Below are 16,573 nucleotides of genomic sequence, written 5' to 3' on the forward strand. Positions count from 1 at the left end.
GTCACTCAGGCGATGGCCTCGCCAGGTTTGCGTTTGTGGGTGTTGTCGTTGAAATTGACCACGCGGCGCAGTGCTCGATTGCCCAGGCGGCGTAACGTGTCTGAACGACGCAATGACCGGAAAATCTGGTCCTTGAGCCATCCTTCTGCGTAGAAATGAAAGAAATCGTGACGCCAGCGCCAGCGCAGCAGCGCGTAGTAGGGCGCCAGCAGCCAATGGCCCTGACTGCGTCCCACAAACAGGATGTTGCACACATCGGACATCACTTCGCCCTGGCGGGTATCAACCCAGGGCGTGTTGCCCTTGTGAATGTCGAACTCAGTCCAGCCCTCCTGCGTGGCAGGCGGCACGTATCCCCGCGCCAGGGCATCAGGCCACAGGGGAGTGTCGGGGTATGGCATGTAGATCGCCACTGAGCAGCGCGCTTTCTGGTTGATGCGCGCCACCTCGGCGATCACGCGGAATGTCTCCCGCCGCTCCAGCTTTTCTTCAGCTGGCAGCCCCAGGATGAAGCTCAGGTTCGCCTCGATGTGCGGTGCATATTCGGCCAGGTTGCGCATGCCCCACACGATCCATTCGGCCTTCTGGTCCTTATTGATCGAGTCGAGCACCGCCTGACTGCCGCTCTCTGCGCCGATGTTGACCCATTGACAGCCAGTCTGCTGCATCCACTGCACGAATTCGGGCTTCAGTAACTGCACACGCACCTGGCCACTCCAGGGCATGTGTACTTTTTCGATCAGGCGCTGCATCTGTTTGATGCGGCCGAACAGATAGTCATCGGCGTAATCAACGGCATTGACTCCGTAAGTGTCTCGCAGCCAGTTGATCTGCCGTACGATGAACTCATCCGAATGTTGACGCCAGGTGCGCTTCATCACCACTTCGTTGTAGCAGAAGCCGCAGCGGAAGGGGCAGCCCCGGCTGATGTAGACCGGAATCGCCTTGTCATACGGCCCTGATTGCAGGAAATAGGCCGGAATGTCGGCCACCAAGTCCCAGCGCGGCGTGAAGTCGTCCAGGTTCTGAATGAAGGGGCGCTCAGGATTGGTGACCACGCGGCCGTCGCTGTTTTTCCAGGCCAGCCCCCTGATCGTCTCCCAGGCTTGGCCGTTCTGCAGGGCATGCGTAAATTCTTGGGCTGTCTGTTCACCCTCGTTGACGATCACAAAATCCACGTAGGCTTCACGCAGCACATCTGCGGGCATGATCGTGGCATGGACACCGCCCCAGACCGTGGGAATGTTCAGGGCCTTGACCCGTTTGGTTGCCTCGATCGTCGGCTTGAGCTGCGGCCCGGTGATGGTGCTGAATCCGACCCACAGCGGACGCACCCGCGCCACCTCCTTGACAAAAATCTCCAGTCCATCTTCCGTCTCGTGCCAGATGCGCACCTCGCAGCCAATCTGCATCAAGGCATCGGCCACGTACATGATGCCAAACGGCGGATACATGTCACGCTGATTGCGGAAATTGATCAGGAAAACTGTCTTGGTCATAGCGTCTCCTTTTCAGACCGTGTTGGTGGACGCGGCCACGTTGGGTGAACCGGGCGGGGAGTCAGGCTGACAGGCGAATGCTCAGCCGAAAACCGGTGCCATGCGCATGATAGCGATCGCTGGTTGTGGTAATGCTGGCCGCGCTGCGTACGAAACATTGGGTATGATGCGGGCTGTAGCCCCATGAGCCGCCTTTGACCACGTGAAAGCCGGGCACGGCGGGGTCATACGGGCTGCGCGTCCATTCCCAGACATTGCCGGCCATATCGTAGCAGCCATACGGTGACACATTCTGTGGGATGGCTCCCACTGGCAACGGGGACCCGCAGCGAAAATACCAGCCCGAGCGTGCCCACTCTCGCTCTGGTTTGATGAACAGATTGTACGCGTAGTAGCGCAGCTTCACCCAGTTGCCCAAATGCGCCAGCTCCGGTCGCGGATGCTCCTCGCCCCACGGGTAGGTGCGACCGTCATGGCCGCGGGCCGCCTTTTCCCATTCCTCTTCGCTGGGCAGCGAGCAAACCTGGCCGATCTTGTCGCTCAACCAGGCCGCGTAGGCCAGGGCGTCCGTTTGCGTCACATCTGCCATCGGGTAGTCAGCCATCGCCGGCGGGTAATCGCGACAGGGTGCAAAGCGTCGCAGCCAACCGCGCGGTGGTTCCACCAGGTGATACCAGGTTCCGGGCCAGCGGTAGCCGGTTTCGTCTGCAAAGCGCTGCCACTGCGCCACCGTGACCGGATAGATGGCCAGGGCGAACGTCCCCAGGTTGAGCGTCTGGCGGGGGCGCAGGCTGCGCGTGCCCTCCAGCCGCTCGTAGACAAGCTCCGGGCCGTAGATGAACGGGCCAGCTGGCACCAGGGCAAAGGCGGAATGCCAGGCCGTTGCAGGCAGGTAGATGCGGGGCGGTGGCGCCGTCATACTTCAGTCTCCGCCCGTCCGCTTGATCCTGGCCAGGGTCAAGCCCCGCACGGCCGCGGCCAGCGTGTCCGCCAACGGCACGCCGCCCTGACGAAACGGCGCCAGCAGTGCCATGCTGCCCAGGGCTGCCAGCAATGCGGCGCCAGTGCGCTGCGGCAGCGGCAGGGCGTCTGCCTGACCACGCCCCAGGTGCGCCAATGCCAGGCCCGCGGGCAGCAGCCAGCCCCATTTGCTCAGCGGTTGCGGATTCAAGGCCAATTGCAGATCTCCCAGGCGCGCCTGCAGGGCTGACAAATGATGCGTATGGGTGAGCATGGGCACTGCCGCCCAGCGACCTACCAGATCTGCAGGCAGGAGACCGGCTTTGCCCAGGCCAAACGCAGCCGCAGCCGCAAGGCTGGCGCCAGCCAGACCGGCCAATGTCGCCTGCCGGTCGGCTGTACCTGGCCGGCCGCCGATGAGGCGACCCACCGTCAAGCCCAGCGGCAGCGCCCAGTCCAGATTCAGGCTGCGGAACTCTTCGACGCGCAGGGCATACGGCACATCGGCCACCGTGGCGGCCAGCGCAGCTGCGCCTGCGCCCTCAATCAGCGCCGCCAGCAGCAGGCCGTCGAGGCCTGGCGTCGCTTTGCTTCCCAGCAGGCCGGTGACAGCCAGGGCAGCTACCGGCGCCGCGGTTGCCACGCTCAGAGCAATCGCTTTCGGCGCATAGCTGGGCGGGAAGCGCTCCTCCAGGTGACTGCGCGGCCGGTCAAGCAGCGGCGTGAGGCTCCACGCGGCTGCCCCACTGGCCACGGTCAACAGCGACGCCCACGGCTCTGGCAGGTCGAGTGCGCCGGCGACGGCCATACTTGCAGCGCCGGCCGCGGCCAGGGCCAGCGCCGACGATTGGTTTTCAGCCCGGAGATTGCTGGCTATGTCATGCTCCTCAGGCTGATGATCGTGCTCATGCCCGTGCTCAGCAGATTCGTGCTGCTGCTGGTGCTGGTGCGTATGGTCGCGCTCGCCCTGTGGGGTGTGCGTACCGGCTGGGTGCTCATGTCCGTGCTCAGCAGACTCGTGCTCATGCTGGTGCGCATGGCCGTGCTCGTCTGGCTGGGTTTGCGTGTCGGCTGCATGGTCATGACCATGCAGGTGGGTGTGGGCCATCGGCCGGAAGTCGGGTCTGCCGGCCAGGCGCAAACCTCGTTCGTGGATCAGCTCGGTCAGCACCATGCCGATGTAGCCGCGCAGGCTGAGCGGTTCCGTGGCATGCACGCCGCGCATGGCGCGCAGGCTAAAGAAGCGCACACCGCGGTCGGCCATGCGTCCCCAGCGGTGGGCCATGCCGTGCTCGTCTTCCATATCCAGTTCGGGCGGTGTGAACTCATGCCCGATGACGACGTTGGGCAGTCGCGCCTTAGCGATGAACCAATCGCCCTTCTGATGGCGACTTTCGGCGAAGAAAACGGGGGTTAGATCGTGCTGCTGCAGGCTGGCGATGGTGGCCTGCATGAACATCTCGTGGCCTAACACATAATTGCCGGCAAACGCCACCAGGCGGGCGCCAAGCTCGGCCGCCTGCGCCAGTGAACGCTCGATGGCGTCCGCTGGCGGCCAGACCACATGACGCGGGCGTGCCACCGGCTCCAGCCCCGCGGTCTGCGCCTGCGCAAACGCCTGCGGGTCAAAACCAACCGTGAGGCCGGCCAGGGCGCGCAAATCGGCATCTATCTGCACATAGGATCGCCCGTCTATCTCCAGCAGACGCACCGGCAGCGCCGGTATGCGCGCGCTGAGTTCCTGGCTGACCTGCGTCAACCAGCGGGTGTCAAGGCTGGTCAACCAGCGGTGGGTTGGAGCGGTTTCGGCGACTGCGGGCAGCGCCACGCTCAGTTGCCCACTCGCCAGCAAGTCGCCCAGGGTCAGTTCGGTGATGGCGATGTGACTTGCGCCATCGTGCCAGAGATGGTGCAGCAGGTCGCTCAACGGCACGCCGCTGCGCATGCTAATCTCCACGCAGTCGTCGTAGTCCACACACAGAGAGATCGTGCGGTTTTGGGCATCCCAATGCCGTCGCTGTTGCAGCCGCGGCAGCGAACCGGCAAGGCTGCCAACCATCAAGGCTGTCCCCAAGAATTGATGTAGTTTCAAGGCATCTCCAGGTTAACGAATCAGGCCCAGGCGCCTGGCGAGCAGGCGCGCCGTGTCCGTGCGCGTGACCGCCAGCGCGCTGCGCCAGACGGCCCAGCGGCCGGCCGATGATGTGGCCCAGCGGGCGGTGGCGCGGCGTTCGCTTATCCCGCGCGCCACACGCTGGCGCATGGTGGTCAGGGGTGGGCGTTGCGAGAGTTGCATGACGCTGTCCGCATCGAGGCTGCCGATGGTCCGGCGAAGATGGGCGGGCAGACCGGCCAGTAGACGCGTTTGGATGTCGGCCGGCACCGGCGCGGCCAGAACCGTCTGCGCCAGGTGATTGGCCGCGGCCAGAAAAGGCGCGGCATGGGTCTGCTGCGCGCGTTGCAGCAGCCAATCCCAGTCCAATTGCGCGGCCAAACGCTGACTGACCACCAGCAGATCAACCAATTGCACCAGTGACGGTTTGCCCATGAGCAGGTGATAGATGAGGTGTACGGCCAGGTGCAGGTAAAGGTCGTTTGCACTCAACGCCTGCGCCGGCTGGCCGTTCACCGTGTGCGCCATCGCGCGCGGCCAGATGCCCGGCGTGATGTCGGTACAGAGGCCAAACCAACATTCCTCAAGCGAACCGTGAGGGTCTACGTGGCGGTCGCCGCTCGTGCTCAGGTATGGGTTTGGCGTGTCGGCGGCGGCCGTCGGCCGTTTGTAGGTACTGGTGTGTTTGGTGATGCCAGGGCCTTCGTCGGCCGCCTTGTGCTTGCCCAGATAGCCCAGGCTGGCGAGGGCCGCGGCGGCCTGTGGGAGGTCAGCGGGTTGGAAGAGCAGATCAATGTCGCTCATCCCGCGCAGGTCGGGGGCCGGATAAACGGCCGCGCTCAGGTAGGCGCCTTTGAGCACGATGGTGGGGATGGCGCGTGCAGCCGTGGCCGCCAGGATTTCGGCCACCTGGCGCTGAATGTCGAGGTTGCGCTGGGCGGTGGCCTGGCGTGTCAGTTGCAGCTTGGCGAGCGCCAACGGCGGGAGGTTGATCTGCCAGGTAGACAGGCGCTCGTGCAGCATGGGCGCCAGGCCCACGATGATGGCCTGCACCACGATGTCATTCCAGGCCAGGTTGGGGTCGTCGAAGGCTTGGGGCGTGGCATCGGTGCGCAGCGCCGCCAGCAGGTGGAAAATTGGACGGCTCATCTTTTCAGGTCGGTGTGAACGCTGAGACAACAAAAGACGAAAGTTGTCATACAGCTTTCGTCTTTTGTTGGTTGCTGATCCTGGATCAAGTGCTCAGAGAGACGCGCGAGCGGGGGAAAGCATACGGACTGGGTTTGCCGGCAACTTTGGTCACTTCTGGCATCGGTTTTGACAACGATGAAGCGACGACCACCGAGTGCCATCACAGCGCCGGCATCTCGAGCACGATTAATGGCTGCTGAAGGTAACGGACTTCAGTTCGTCGTGCTTGATGAGGGTGGGCTTGGTGTACGTCATAGAATGATCCTCCTGGCATGGCTAAGTGCTGGCCGTGACACAAGTCGCGCCCCGGCAGGGCCTGGCGCACAAGGCGGCAGGCAGCGAACTGATCGAATCCTGTGGATGATGGTCCGTGGCTGTGCAATACATCTGACGGATCACCATCATTTTGTTGGCTCAAACTCGTGCGCCGCTCAACGCGTCTCTCTGAGCACTCAATCACTGCGGTCGTACGTTAATCTGCGCAACAAAACTTCCTGAGGATGGGCGTAAGTATAGCGCACACCTTGCAGCCGTGCAAGTACACTATCTTCCGTTTGGGGCCTGCGTTGTGTTGGACAGATGCGCGGCTTGGTGGTATGGTTGCGCCTGATGCCACCCCGATGCCACCCCGATGCTACCCTGATGCTGCCCCGATGCTATCCCGATGCTACCTCATGGAGGAGTCATGCGCTTCGAATTTCATGAGCGGATCACAACCGCAGTCCTGCGCACGAGCGCCTTGCCGGTCGCCGCGCAGCGGGTTGTCTTGTGGGGTAATTGGTCGGTTGATTACTACAACATTTTGGCGGCCCATTGGCCCTCACCGGCGGTCAGGACACAGAACCTCCGTTTTCACTTCGCCAACCTGGCCGATGGGACTGAAGTTGCCGCCCACTGGGACTGGCTGACCACTTATGGTCGTCGCACGTTGACAGGCGAGAGATCCCCCGGTCACGCACTCTATCAGGTTGGCAGAATTCTGCATGCCGTACAAGATTTCTACGCGCACACCAATTGGGTCGAACTGGCGCTGGCCCAGGGCATCTCTGGGCCTGACTTGCCCACCTGGGAAGAGCGGCCGCCTGCATTGTTGCAAAATCTTTATAGCTTTGCTCTGCCTGACTCTGCCGGCTACGACCCGGCCCGCGATCACGCCGCGCTGCACAAAGATGAGCCTGGTTGCCCGGCCGGCCCCCTCGTCTTTGCCTGGACCGCGCAGCTCGCGTGGCGCGCCACCCAATTTTGGTGGTCTTCGCTGCTGTCCTGGCTGCCGCACACCACGCTCCACCGCCTGCCTGGCGCTCGGCCTGGCCCCTGGGCCTGGTTCAGCCGCCGCCTGGTGGAGCAACTCTACATCCGCGACGATCTCTTTCAGGCGCCCGTAGATGGTTTGCCATCCGTTTGAAATGCATCAACGCCTTTCCGCGTTTTGACATCCACCCCGGTTTGTGTAATAATTACACTTGATTCAAACATGAATCATGACGGTTGTTGGCCGCTCGTGCGACGTTGCGACATCGGGTGCAATGACACGGTCTTACAAAGGCGCTCAGTTTGCTGGACGCCTTGGTGGCTTGATGCCACCCTTGACCATCGTGCGAGCTTTCTCGAGGTTTTATGGACGCTTGCTCTACAAAGCGGGTACGTGACGCAGAAACCAATGGGATAGTGTACGACCGGTCCGGCAGGCTGGGTGGCTGAGACGCGTCTTTCTCTGAAAGCACGCGTTCCCCTCTCGCCAGCCCGCAGCCAACCGGTAGCGGGCTTCTTTATGCCCACAGTACCACTCTCCACATGATGATCGGCCCTCAGCGGGCGATCCTGTCTGCGCCAACCAAACCCGCTTAGTCAAGGTAGTCGAATAGTTGTTTGCCGAACGCGCCATACGGTGCGGCGGCGCAACGCTGGGTACATGAACCTGTGCCTGGCGTTTTCATCTGCGCGCACATAAATCATGGGCGCCAGGCAACGCAGCGGTTGGCTGCGCAGACAGAGCGTAGATCATTAGGAGGGCACTGGTCAAGTTGCAGACGTTCGCTTCATTCATGCAGTCCCGGTTCCATCGGTCAGCGGAAGGCCATTTGACCGATTTCATGTCCCGTCAGCAGGGCCACCTGATGCTGGGTGGTCGTGTTGACCTGAATGTACTGGCGGCACGCCACGGCACGCCCCTGGAACTCGCGTATCTGCCGCAGATCACGCGTCAGGTGCATGGCATGATGGGATGGGCGGCCCAGGCCGCGCGCGCCACTGCCTATGCAGGGACATTTTTGTACGCGTACGCCACCAAGGCCAATTTTGCGGCCGATGTCGTGCGCACAGCCCTGGAGGCCGGCGCTCACTACGAAACGTCGGCGGCTGCGGACGTGAAGATTGCCCATCACCTCTGGAAGCAGGGCATTCTGAAAGCGGACCGCTACCTGATCTGCAATGGCTCGAAGGAGCCGCATTACACGGACGCCATCCTGCGTCTGCGCCGCGCGGGTCATGCGGCGGTCATTTCAGTCTTGGATGACCTGGACGAATTTGCCGCCCTGCGCACCTGCCCGCTGCCCATGCAGTTTGGCGTGCGCGAGCGGGAGGCTGGTAATCGAGACGGCGCACACCTGGGCAACGATCGTTTTGGGCTGACCGCCGGCGAGATGGCAGACGTTGTCGCCGGACTGGCCGGCACGCCGCACACGCTGGTGATGTATCACGCCATGATCGGCAGCCAGGTTGAGGACGCCGACCATTTCCTGACCACGCTGCGCGCCTCCATTCGCAACTACTGCGAGCTGCGCCAGCGCGTGCCGACGCTGCGTTTCTTCAACTATGGCGGCGGCACGCCCACCTCTGGCTATCGGCTCGATTTTGAGTTCGATTACACGGGCTTCCTCACGCTGCTCATGGAAGAGATGCGCGCGCTGTGCCTGGAATACAGCGTGCCTATGCCCGACCTGGTGGGTGAATTCGGTCGCTACACCGTGGCCAATCACAGTGTCTACCTGTTCGATGTGGGTCAGGTCAAGCGCGGCGCCGAGGGGCAGCCCGATTGGTACCTGATCAACGGCAGCCTGATGGTGTCCATACCGGACAGCGTACTGGTGCCTGACCAGAAATTTGTCACCCTGCCGCTCGATGGCTGGGATCGTCCGCTGCGCGCCGTGCGCCTGGGCAGCCGTCGCACCTGTGACTCAGATGATGTCTACCCCAGGCCAGGCAAGGCGCCGCTCATGCTGCCCGACTCGGGCGTCGGCACGGTGATTGCCATCTGCGGCGTGGGCGCCTACCAGCAGATGATCTCCGGCCGCGGCGGCGCGCATCACTGCCTCAGCCCAGAGCCGCGGCGGATCATCTTCGAGGAGAAAGATGGTCAGTTGGTGCAGCGGGTGGAGGCGGCACAAACGCAAGCCGAACTGATGCGACTGATCGGCTATCAGTCGCCGATGCGTCAGCCGGCGCCGACCGTGCCGATGCATCCATCTTTGTGGCCGACGCCCGTGCCGCGCGCCGGATCAAGGCACTGAGTCTGCGCCAACGCCCGCAGGTGATACAGGCCGGCATCCCCACCTGACTGCGCGCCGCCATGCTGCCGCTGCGCAGTACCCATCTTGCAAAGAACCAGCCAGACGGCTGGTTCTTTTTCGCTCAGTCCCCACCTCGTCAAGAACCAGCCAGACGGCTGGTTCTTGCTTCGTTCAGTCCCCATCTCGTCAAGAACCAGCCAGACGGCTGGTTCTTTTTCGCTCAGTCCCAATAGGTCAAATAGGGGCGCTGCGCAGCCCACATCTCCGTGAACAAGGCGTCAATTTCGGCCGGTGAGCAAACTGCGGCGGTCAGGGGGTCAAGCAGCAGGGCATAGCGGGCAGCCTGCGCATCGCGGCCTAACAGCGCTTGCACCACCAGCTCATGCACTGCCATGTGCGCCCGATTCAGCGCGGCCAATTGGGGCGGCAAGGGGCCAAAATGGGTGGGGGTCAGGCCGTTACGGTCCACCAACACCGGCACTTCGACGCAGCCATCGGGCAGGTTATCAATCAGACCGTGATTGCGCACGTTGCCGTAGATGACCGCGGCCTTGCCCGACTCCTGTGCTTCGATGATGTCGGCCGCGTACTCTTCGCTGCGCGCCAGGCTGATCTCGCCCTGCCCGGCCAGCAGCGCGCGGACGGTTTCATCGTTGGCCTGACGCCAACGCGGCCAATTGTTGGCATAGAATCCGGTCTCGCCCCGGTAGCCGGGCCGCGTGTAGCGCTCGACCAAATCAGGCCGTTTGCGGAAGTATGGAATGTACTCCGAAAAATGGCCGCTTGACTCCGTGACAAAGGCGCCAAAGTAGCGCGCCATCTCGAAGCGCACAGGATCGCTCTCGTAGATCTCAGGATCGCGCGCGCGCGCTAACAGGCGGGGATATTGGTCTTCGCCGTTGTGCTCCAGCAGTGTAAACCAGGCGTTGTGGTTGATGCCCGCGCAACGCCAGCGCAGCTCGGCATACGGCAGGTCAAGATATTGGGCTAATTGGTGAGATGTGCCCTGCACGGAGTGACACAGCCCCACCACCGGCAGAACCGTGGTCTGCAACGCGGCCAGGGTGAGGATTGACATGGGGTTCGTGTAGTTGAGAATGGTCGCATGTGGGCTGAGGCGTTCGACGTCGCGCACAATGTCCAGCCACGCCGGCCCGGTACGCAAGGCCTTGAAGATGCCGCCGGGGCCGATGGTGTCGCCGATGCACTGATTGACCCCATATTTGAGCGGAATGTCAAAATCATGGCGCACATTGGCGAGTCCGGCCACTTCGATGGTGTTGATCGCATAGTCGCAGTCGCGCAAGACCTGGGCGCGCTCGGTGCTGGCGATGACCCGCCAGGGCTTACCGCTGAGGCCGACCAGGTATTCGCCGACCTGGTGCGCCAATGCCAGGCGTTCGGCATCAATGTCCACCAGGGCAAATATACCTTCGTGCAGCCGAGGCACTGCCAGGATGTCGGTCATCAGTTGGCGGGCAAAGACGGTGCTGCCGGCGCCAATGATGGCAACCTTCAGCGGACGCTGATCGGCCGCAGCCTCCGTCGCCTCACTGACCTCGACCCGCGTCGGGCGCCAGTTTGGTGTCTCGAGCGCAAGGGCTGCCGCCGGCGCCGTTGTATCGTTTGCAGCAACGGCCGTGTCTTCGATCGGAAGGTCCACATCGCCCACTTCGCGCGTCGATATGCTGAGCTGCAGGCGGTGTTTGGCTGCCAGTGTGAGCGGCTTGCCTTCCACGCGCACGCGCACTTCGGTACCACCGCCCAGGACAACGGGCGCCTGTGCCTCGATCGAGGCGGCTGATCGCTCATTGCCGCCACGCGCGCTGACAAAGATGACGCCAGCGTCATAGGTCTCACCGTCAGCCGTGAGCTGTGCGATCGCCACCACGGTTGCCGAGCCAATGTTATTTTTCAGGCTGAATTCAAAGCCATCATGGCGATTGTGCAGGCTGTGGGGGACGTAGAGTTTGCGTAGGATGAATTTTGGAATTGCGGACATAGTTCTCACCGAGATCGCTGGAAAAGCAGAATCCTCACCGTGTGGTGAGGATTCGCCTGCTACTTGGTACCCCCAAGGGGATTCGAACCCCTGTCTCCACCTTGAAAGGGTGATGTCCTGGGCCTCTAGACGATGGGGGCATACCATGTTTATTTCCAGGACGTGAACGATTCTACCAGAGAAGCAGGTGCCCGTCAAATTGTTGGGGCCGTTCTGGCGCCTTGCCGCCGAATGAATTCGGGGCGCAAGGGCGCGATTTCAATCGCTCTGCTTCAGCGCGCGGCGAGCCGGCATTGGCCGTCGCGCAAACAAACGCCGCAGGTCTCGCAGAAGTCTTCCGCCTGGCCGGGTTTCATGACGCCTTTGTCGTGGCGCCATTGCACCAATTTGCCCACTTCCTCCGGCGGGAAGGGGCTTGCTTGGCCGAGCTGCACCAACATGCGTGTGATGTTGGCCGCAGACTCCAGTTTCTCCAGTTTGAGATAGGCTTCGAACGGCGTCCTGGCGACCGTCACCGACCCATGACGCTGCAAGATCAGGGCATCATAGCGTTGGATCAGGTCGCGAATGATGACGGCGCCTTCGGTCGAGGCGGGCGTGGCGTAGTCGGTGGTGGGAATCAGACCCAGGGTCATGACGACCTCTGGCAACAGGCAGCGCGCCAGCGAGATGCCGGCAATACTCAGGGCAATGCCATGGGCGGGTGGGCATGAACCACCGCGCCAATGTCCGGCCGTTGGCGGTAGGCCTCCAGGTGCAAGAGCATCTCTGAGCTAGGCCGCAGTCCCCGCGCCGCGCCATGTTGCGGCCCAACCACCTCCAGTTGATCGTTGACGATGAGCAACTGATCTGGTTCGATGAAGCCCTTGCTGAAGCCGCTGGGCGTGACCAGGTAGCGCCCGGCGGCCAGTTTGACCGAGACGTTGCCATCGCTGGCAATGGCGTAGCCTTTGTCCCACAGCAGGCGGCAAATGAAGACCACCTCCTTGCGCCAGGCTAATTCGGTCATGGGCAGCGGCCGCCCGGCATTGGGCAGCGGCCGTTCGTAGCGTGGTTGAGCCATCCATCCTCCTGAGTCAAACGCAGATTGCGGTTCCTATCTTAACACGCAGGCGCAAGGGGCGTCAAAACCGGAGAGACAAAAAAGAGGCCGGGCTCCAGTGCTATTGTGCATGGAACCCGGCCTTGAGTGCTCTGTGCGCTGCTGTCGCCCGCTCACGTAGGTGACGGCCTGTGACCTTAGCGGAGCCACCCCTGTTGGCGCATCACCTGGCTGACGACAGGGATGTTGATTTCCTTACCCTGGTACGCCTGCCAGGCATAGTAGACGGCCATGATGTGCGGTACGAAGAAGAGTACCCACAGGAACAAGGCCCCACAGCCCAGGGTGACCACCGACCCGACGGTGAACAGGATGGCCGCCACGAACTCATACGCAATGGCCGCCACGAAGAGACCGATGGACTGTAAGGCATGGTGACGCTGAAATGGCCGATCCTTGTTACCTTCGGCCAGCAGGAGCACAGTGCTCACCAACGGAATCTGCAGGAGCACCATGCCCAGCCAGGACAACGCGGCCATCAACTTGTCATCCGACGTCACATCGTAGCTGGCCGTGGGGGCGGCTGCGGCGCGCGCGGATTGTGGTCGAGCCGGCTCTTCGATCGTGGGTAGCGTAAAGACGTTGTTCGGCGCGGCGGCTGGCGCTTGCGCCTGTTGGGCGGCGGCATACAGGTCGGAGCTGGCGGCTGTCACATCGGCGGCCGCGGTCTCTGCCGCCTGGTTGACAGCGTCCAACCACGTGGCGGCCGACTCCGCTGGCTGCAGCGGTTCGGCGACGCTCATTGGGTTTGTGTTCTCGTTCATGTCACTCATGATAAAACCTCCTCGGTTCGGTCCGGGAACTCCTGCCCGGAATGTCGTGATGTTCGGTACTGCCTGACCGGCTTCGATGCGGCCGGTGTTCAGCCTATTATACGCAGAGGGTGGCGGTTGGTTTCACGGTCTCACCCTGCAACTCCAACCGCTGCGACCCACGTCTGTCACGCTCAGGTTAAAAAAGAACACGGGCGTGACGGACCGCCAGAGGGGTCCCTACGGCGCCACGCCCGTGTTTGACGAGCCTGATTATCGCGTGCCCGACGAGATAGAGCATGACCGGCGACCGACGCATCGCTGACAACAGAGATTAGAGATCAGAGATTAGAGATTAGAGATCAGGTGTGTGGAAGGCGGGCAATGGTTGGTATTTGGTCTGCAATCTCCGGTCTGCAATCTCCGGTCTCCGGTCTCCGATCTCCGATCTCCGGTCTCGATTCTTCCTCCGACCCCTGATGTGCTACAATCTGGCGCGAAGCAGCAGACGCCAATTCGTGTCAATTCGTGAAATTCGTGGCAGAGATCTTTCTACCAGGTTCTGGTTCGTTGGGGGCGGGAGGGTGTAGATGAAACGACTGGTCTTCATGGGGACGCCGGAGTTCGCTTCGACGATGCTGCAGGCGCTGCGGGCGCCGAACCGTGCGTGGGAGGTGGTTGGCGTGCTGACACGCGCCGATAAACCGGTGGGAAGGGGACAAGAGGTTGCGGTCTCGCCGGTGAAGGCGTTTGCGCTGACGCATGACCTGCCTGTGCAGCAGCCGCGCACGCTGCGCCAGCCTGAGCCATTGGCCGACCTGGCCGCGCTGCAGCCTGACGTGATCGTGGTGGCGGCGTATGGTCTCATCTTACCCCAGACCGTGCTTGATCTGCCGCGACACGGCTGTCTGAATGTGCATGCCTCGCTCTTGCCGCGCCACCGCGGGGCCGCACCGGTGGCGGGAGCGCTCCTGGCCGGTGACTCGGTGACCGGCAGCACGATCATGTTGATGGATGCCGGCATGGACACGGGACCGCTGCTGGCCCAGGCATCGTTGTCCATCACGCCGGGGGAGACGCGCGGGGAGTTGATGGGGCGCCTGGCGCAGCAGGGCGCTGAGCTTCTCGTCAGCACGCTGCCGCGCTGGCTGGCCGGAGACATCACGCCTCAGCCGCAGGATCACAGCCGGGCCACCATGACCAGGCCCATCGCCAAGTCACAAGGACGCATTGACTGGCGGGTACCGGCCGTGCAGATTGCCCGCCAGTTGCAGGCTTTTCAGCCGTGGCCGGGCACATTTACAACCTGGCACGGGCGCTCGCTCAAGATCAACCTGGCGCAGGCCATTCCTGGTGACGCAGCCGAACCAGGCTTGGTGCTGGCTGACGCCCAGGGAGTGAGTGTCGTTTGTGGAGAGGGGCGCCTGCGCCTGCTCGAACTGCAATTGGAGGGCAAGCGCAGCCTCGATGCCCTCACCTTCGTGCGCGGTCAGCGTGGTTTCGTCGGCAGCGTGTTGGGCGCGGATGGCGACACGCCGCCGATGCACACGTGACCTGCGGGGCGCCGTCCCGCAGGTCACGCTTGTCTCTATCTGATTTTGCTCTGAGCATTCAGCCCTTATTTCAGCGTTTCCTGCAGCCAGTTCACAATCGTCTCCTCGATTCCGTTCTGGCGTCCCAACATCCGCGCTCCATGACCCTGACCTTCGACCATCTTGAGCGTGTGTTTGCCCAGGGCCAGTTTGTCCAGTGCAGTGACGGCGTCGGCGCTTTCTTTGTCTTCGGTGCTGGCGACGAGGAGCACAGGGCGCGGCCCGTAGGCCTGCATGGCGCCTTCTGTCTTGATTCCTTCGAAATCCAGGCCGGGTGAGAGCAGGACCAGGGTCTTGACCGCAGGCTGCGTGGCGGCGAAGTTCAGGCTGAGATTGGCGCCGATGCTGGCGCCGATCAAGCCGATGCGCGTCGCGTTGACCTCGGGGCGGCCGGCCAGCCAGGCATGGGCGGCCGCGGCATCCTCTCCCATCTTGTCCCACTCGCGCTGACCTTGACTGCCGCCGTGGCCGCGCAGGTCAAGCGTCAACACGCTGAAGCCGGCCGCCTGTAATTGGCGTGCCAGGGTGTCCCAATCGCCGCGTTGACCGCCGGCCATGTGCAGCATAGCCACCGCGGGGCTGCCCGCTTTGGGCGCCACGTAGAAGGTGCCGGTCAGGGTGACATTGTCAGCCGTGATAATCTCCACCGGCTTGACCTCGCCGGCCGGGAAAGCTTGGATGCCTCCCACCGTTGACTCATTGCCGGTGGGCGAGGTGCCAGGCTGCGGCGCCGGTTGGTTCGTTCCGCCTGCGGGCGCGCCACTGTTGACGCTGGGGATGGATACCGACGTGGTGGCCGAGGCCACCGCCGCTGGATTGCCGGTAGGGGTTGGCGTTTTTTCGCCGCCGCACGCCGTGAGGACGATCATGAGCAGCGTCAGCAAACCGGAGAGCGCCAGACGCCAGGCTTTTATTGTCATATTCTCGTTCCTTTCATTCGCTAGGTGCGCCGCGCAATGAGAATCATACGCGGGCTGACTGATGTGTACGGATCCAGATCATAGGAACCATAGACCATTTCCAGTTCGTAGCCACAGATCTCCAGCAGAAGCTCGGCCTCGGAGCGCCAGAGGAAACGCAGGTTGAATGGCACGAGCATGCGTCGCGTTTGTCCGTCTGGAAACACTTCATCGTAGACAATAATTGTTTCCTGAATTTGATTCGCCAGGTCAATTTTGCGCACGAGTTGCTTGATGACCATCGCGCCCGATTGAGGATCACGCCACTGGTTGTCCACCATCAAGCGGCCGTCGGCTTCCAGCAAGGTAGCGATGTCCGGGTTGAAGAGGTCAAGGATGAGCGGACTGCCGGGGCGCAGAAATGGATGCCAGCAGAGCAGCGCCTGGCGCTGATCCTCGCTCGTCTCCAGGTGCATGAAGCTGTTGACCTGGATGAAGCCCATGCCAAAGCGCTCATCGAGATGGACGCGGCGCATGTCGGCCTGTACCAGGTTGACCCGCTCGCTCAGTCTGGCCGCGGCCAGGCGCTTGCGCGCGAGGTTGAGCATGCCCGCAGAGCTGTCCACCCCGGTCAGACGAAAGCCGGCCTGGGCGAGCGGCACGGTGACGCGACCATTACCGCAGCCTAATTCGAGCAGCGGACCGCCTGCCTGGTCGGCATAGTACCGCAAGAGCGGCATGTCATCGGCGAAGGTGGCGAATTCGGTATCGTACAAATGAGCAATACGGTCGTAATCAATCATGCCGCTGCTGATTCTCCTTCAGGCCTTGATTATAACATCGCGCAGACGAAGATGCCAACTCGCTCCTTCACGCGGCAACTTCGGCCCCAACGGTGCGTATTGTGTTCAGGACTGGAAACAAGTAAGAACTCTCCCGAAGCCAAACAATCTG

At 62.4% G+C, this 16,573-nt stretch carries 14 protein-coding genes and 1 tRNA gene; 4 read left to right on the forward strand and 11 right to left on the reverse strand.

Going from position 1 to position 16,573, the window contains the following annotated elements:
• Positions 1-5: 5 nt before the first annotated feature.
• From IPF85_RS13555 to IPF85_RS13570, 4 genes are all read right to left on the reverse strand, one after another.
• Positions 6-1,499, reverse strand: coding sequence for a radical SAM protein (locus IPF85_RS13555; RefSeq protein ID WP_343408614.1), 1,494 nt, complete (start codon positions 1,497-1,499; stop codon positions 6-8).
• A gap of 61 nt (positions 1,500-1,560) precedes the next feature.
• Positions 1,561-2,418, reverse strand: coding sequence for an SUMF1/EgtB/PvdO family nonheme iron enzyme (locus IPF85_RS13560; RefSeq protein WP_343408615.1), 858 nt, complete (start codon positions 2,416-2,418; stop codon positions 1,561-1,563).
• A gap of 3 nt (positions 2,419-2,421) precedes the next feature.
• Positions 2,422-4,551: a DUF5693 family protein gene (locus tag IPF85_RS13565; RefSeq protein ID WP_343408616.1), complete on the reverse strand. Its 2,130-nt coding sequence runs from the start codon at positions 4,549-4,551 to the stop codon at positions 2,422-2,424.
• A gap of 12 nt (positions 4,552-4,563) precedes the next feature.
• A complete protein-coding gene (locus IPF85_RS13570) occupies positions 4,564-5,721 on the reverse strand; it encodes a nucleotidyltransferase family protein (RefSeq protein WP_343408617.1) in 1,158 nt (385 codons plus the stop codon).
• Between IPF85_RS13570 and IPF85_RS13575 the strand changes: the two genes are divergently transcribed.
• The 3 genes from IPF85_RS13575 (at position 5,709) to IPF85_RS13585 (ending at position 9,272) form a co-directional block, all read left to right on the forward strand.
• A complete protein-coding gene (locus IPF85_RS13575; RefSeq protein ID WP_343408618.1) occupies positions 5,709-5,963 on the forward strand; it encodes a hypothetical protein in 255 nt (84 codons plus the stop codon). The genes IPF85_RS13570 and IPF85_RS13575 overlap by 13 nt on opposite strands.
• A gap of 485 nt (positions 5,964-6,448) precedes the next feature.
• A complete protein-coding gene (locus IPF85_RS13580; protein ID WP_343408619.1) occupies positions 6,449-7,168 on the forward strand; it encodes a hypothetical protein in 720 nt (239 codons plus the stop codon).
• Between the two features lie 676 nt (positions 7,169-7,844).
• Complete coding sequence (locus IPF85_RS13585; protein ID WP_343408620.1) at positions 7,845-9,272, forward strand: arginine decarboxylase; 1,428 nt, start codon at positions 7,845-7,847, stop codon at positions 9,270-9,272.
• 220 nt (positions 9,273-9,492) lie between these two features.
• Here IPF85_RS13585 and melA read toward each other — a convergent pair whose 3' ends face one another.
• The 5 genes from melA to IPF85_RS13610 all read right to left on the reverse strand — a co-directional run bounded on the left by melA (position 9,493) and on the right by IPF85_RS13610 (position 13,149).
• Positions 9,493-11,274, reverse strand: coding sequence for an alpha-galactosidase (gene melA / locus IPF85_RS13590; RefSeq protein ID WP_343408621.1), 1,782 nt, complete (start codon positions 11,272-11,274; stop codon positions 9,493-9,495).
• A gap of 64 nt (positions 11,275-11,338) precedes the next feature.
• A tRNA-Glu gene (locus tag IPF85_RS13595) sits at positions 11,339-11,414 on the reverse strand.
• A 132-nt stretch (positions 11,415-11,546) separates the two neighbouring features.
• Positions 11,547-11,924, reverse strand: coding sequence for a class II aldolase/adducin family protein (locus tag IPF85_RS13600; protein ID WP_343408622.1), 378 nt, complete (start codon positions 11,922-11,924; stop codon positions 11,547-11,549).
• 32 nt (positions 11,925-11,956) lie between these two features.
• On the reverse strand, positions 11,957-12,337 hold the full coding sequence (locus IPF85_RS13605; RefSeq protein ID WP_343408623.1) for a class II aldolase/adducin family protein: 381 nt from the start codon (positions 12,335-12,337) through the stop codon (positions 11,957-11,959).
• A 176-nt stretch (positions 12,338-12,513) separates the two neighbouring features.
• Positions 12,514-13,149 carry a hypothetical protein gene (locus tag IPF85_RS13610; protein ID WP_343408624.1) on the reverse strand — a complete coding sequence of 212 codons (636 nt, stop codon included), beginning with the start codon at positions 13,147-13,149 and terminating at the stop codon, positions 12,514-12,516.
• A 569-nt stretch (positions 13,150-13,718) separates the two neighbouring features.
• On the opposite strand from IPF85_RS13610, the gene fmt reads away from it, so the two are divergent.
• Entirely contained in the window at positions 13,719-14,681 is a 963-nt protein-coding gene (gene fmt / locus IPF85_RS13615; protein WP_343408625.1) for a methionyl-tRNA formyltransferase, read from the forward strand.
• A gap of 65 nt (positions 14,682-14,746) precedes the next feature.
• On the opposite strand, the gene IPF85_RS13620 is transcribed toward fmt, so the two are convergent.
• Together IPF85_RS13620 and IPF85_RS13625 are read right to left on the reverse strand one after the other, a co-directional pair.
• Entirely contained in the window at positions 14,747-15,640 is an 894-nt protein-coding gene (locus tag IPF85_RS13620) for an alpha/beta fold hydrolase (RefSeq protein WP_343408626.1), read from the reverse strand.
• A 20-nt stretch (positions 15,641-15,660) separates the two neighbouring features.
• The gene (locus IPF85_RS13625; protein ID WP_343408627.1) at positions 15,661-16,422 is read right to left on the reverse strand and encodes a class I SAM-dependent methyltransferase; all 762 of its coding nucleotides are present in this window, start codon (positions 16,420-16,422) and stop codon (positions 15,661-15,663) included.
• Between the last annotated feature and the right edge of the window lie 151 nt (positions 16,423-16,573).

The sequence above is a fragment of the Candidatus Amarolinea dominans genome (assembly GCF_016704685.1).
GTDB lineage: Bacteria > Chloroflexota > Anaerolineae > SSC4 > Amarolineaceae > Amarolinea > Amarolinea dominans.

Excerpts from the sequence above, each read along its gene's own strand:
- IPF85_RS13555 (WP_343408614.1), bottom strand. The coding sequence starts at position 1,499 with ATGACCAAGACAGTTTTCCTGATCAATTTCCGCAATCAGCGTGACATG.
- IPF85_RS13560 (WP_343408615.1), bottom strand. The coding sequence starts at position 2,418 with ATGACGGCGCCACCGCCCCGCATCTACCTGCCTGCAACGGCCTGGCAT.
- IPF85_RS13570 (WP_343408617.1), bottom strand. The coding sequence starts at position 5,721 with ATGAGCCGTCCAATTTTCCACCTGCTGGCGGCGCTGCGCACCGATGCC.
- IPF85_RS13580 (WP_343408619.1), top strand. The coding sequence starts at position 6,449 with ATGCGCTTCGAATTTCATGAGCGGATCACAACCGCAGTCCTGCGCACG.
- melA (WP_343408621.1), bottom strand. The coding sequence starts at position 11,274 with ATGTCCGCAATTCCAAAATTCATCCTACGCAAACTCTACGTCCCCCAC.
- IPF85_RS13605 (WP_343408623.1), bottom strand. The coding sequence starts at position 12,337 with ATGGCTCAACCACGCTACGAACGGCCGCTGCCCAATGCCGGGCGGCCG.
- IPF85_RS13610 (WP_343408624.1), bottom strand. The coding sequence starts at position 13,149 with ATGAGTGACATGAACGAGAACACAAACCCAATGAGCGTCGCCGAACCG.
- fmt (WP_343408625.1), top strand. The coding sequence starts at position 13,719 with ATGAAACGACTGGTCTTCATGGGGACGCCGGAGTTCGCTTCGACGATG.
- IPF85_RS13620 (WP_343408626.1), bottom strand. The coding sequence starts at position 15,640 with ATGACAATAAAAGCCTGGCGTCTGGCGCTCTCCGGTTTGCTGACGCTG.
- IPF85_RS13625 (WP_343408627.1), bottom strand. The coding sequence starts at position 16,422 with ATGATTGATTACGACCGTATTGCTCATTTGTACGATACCGAATTCGCC.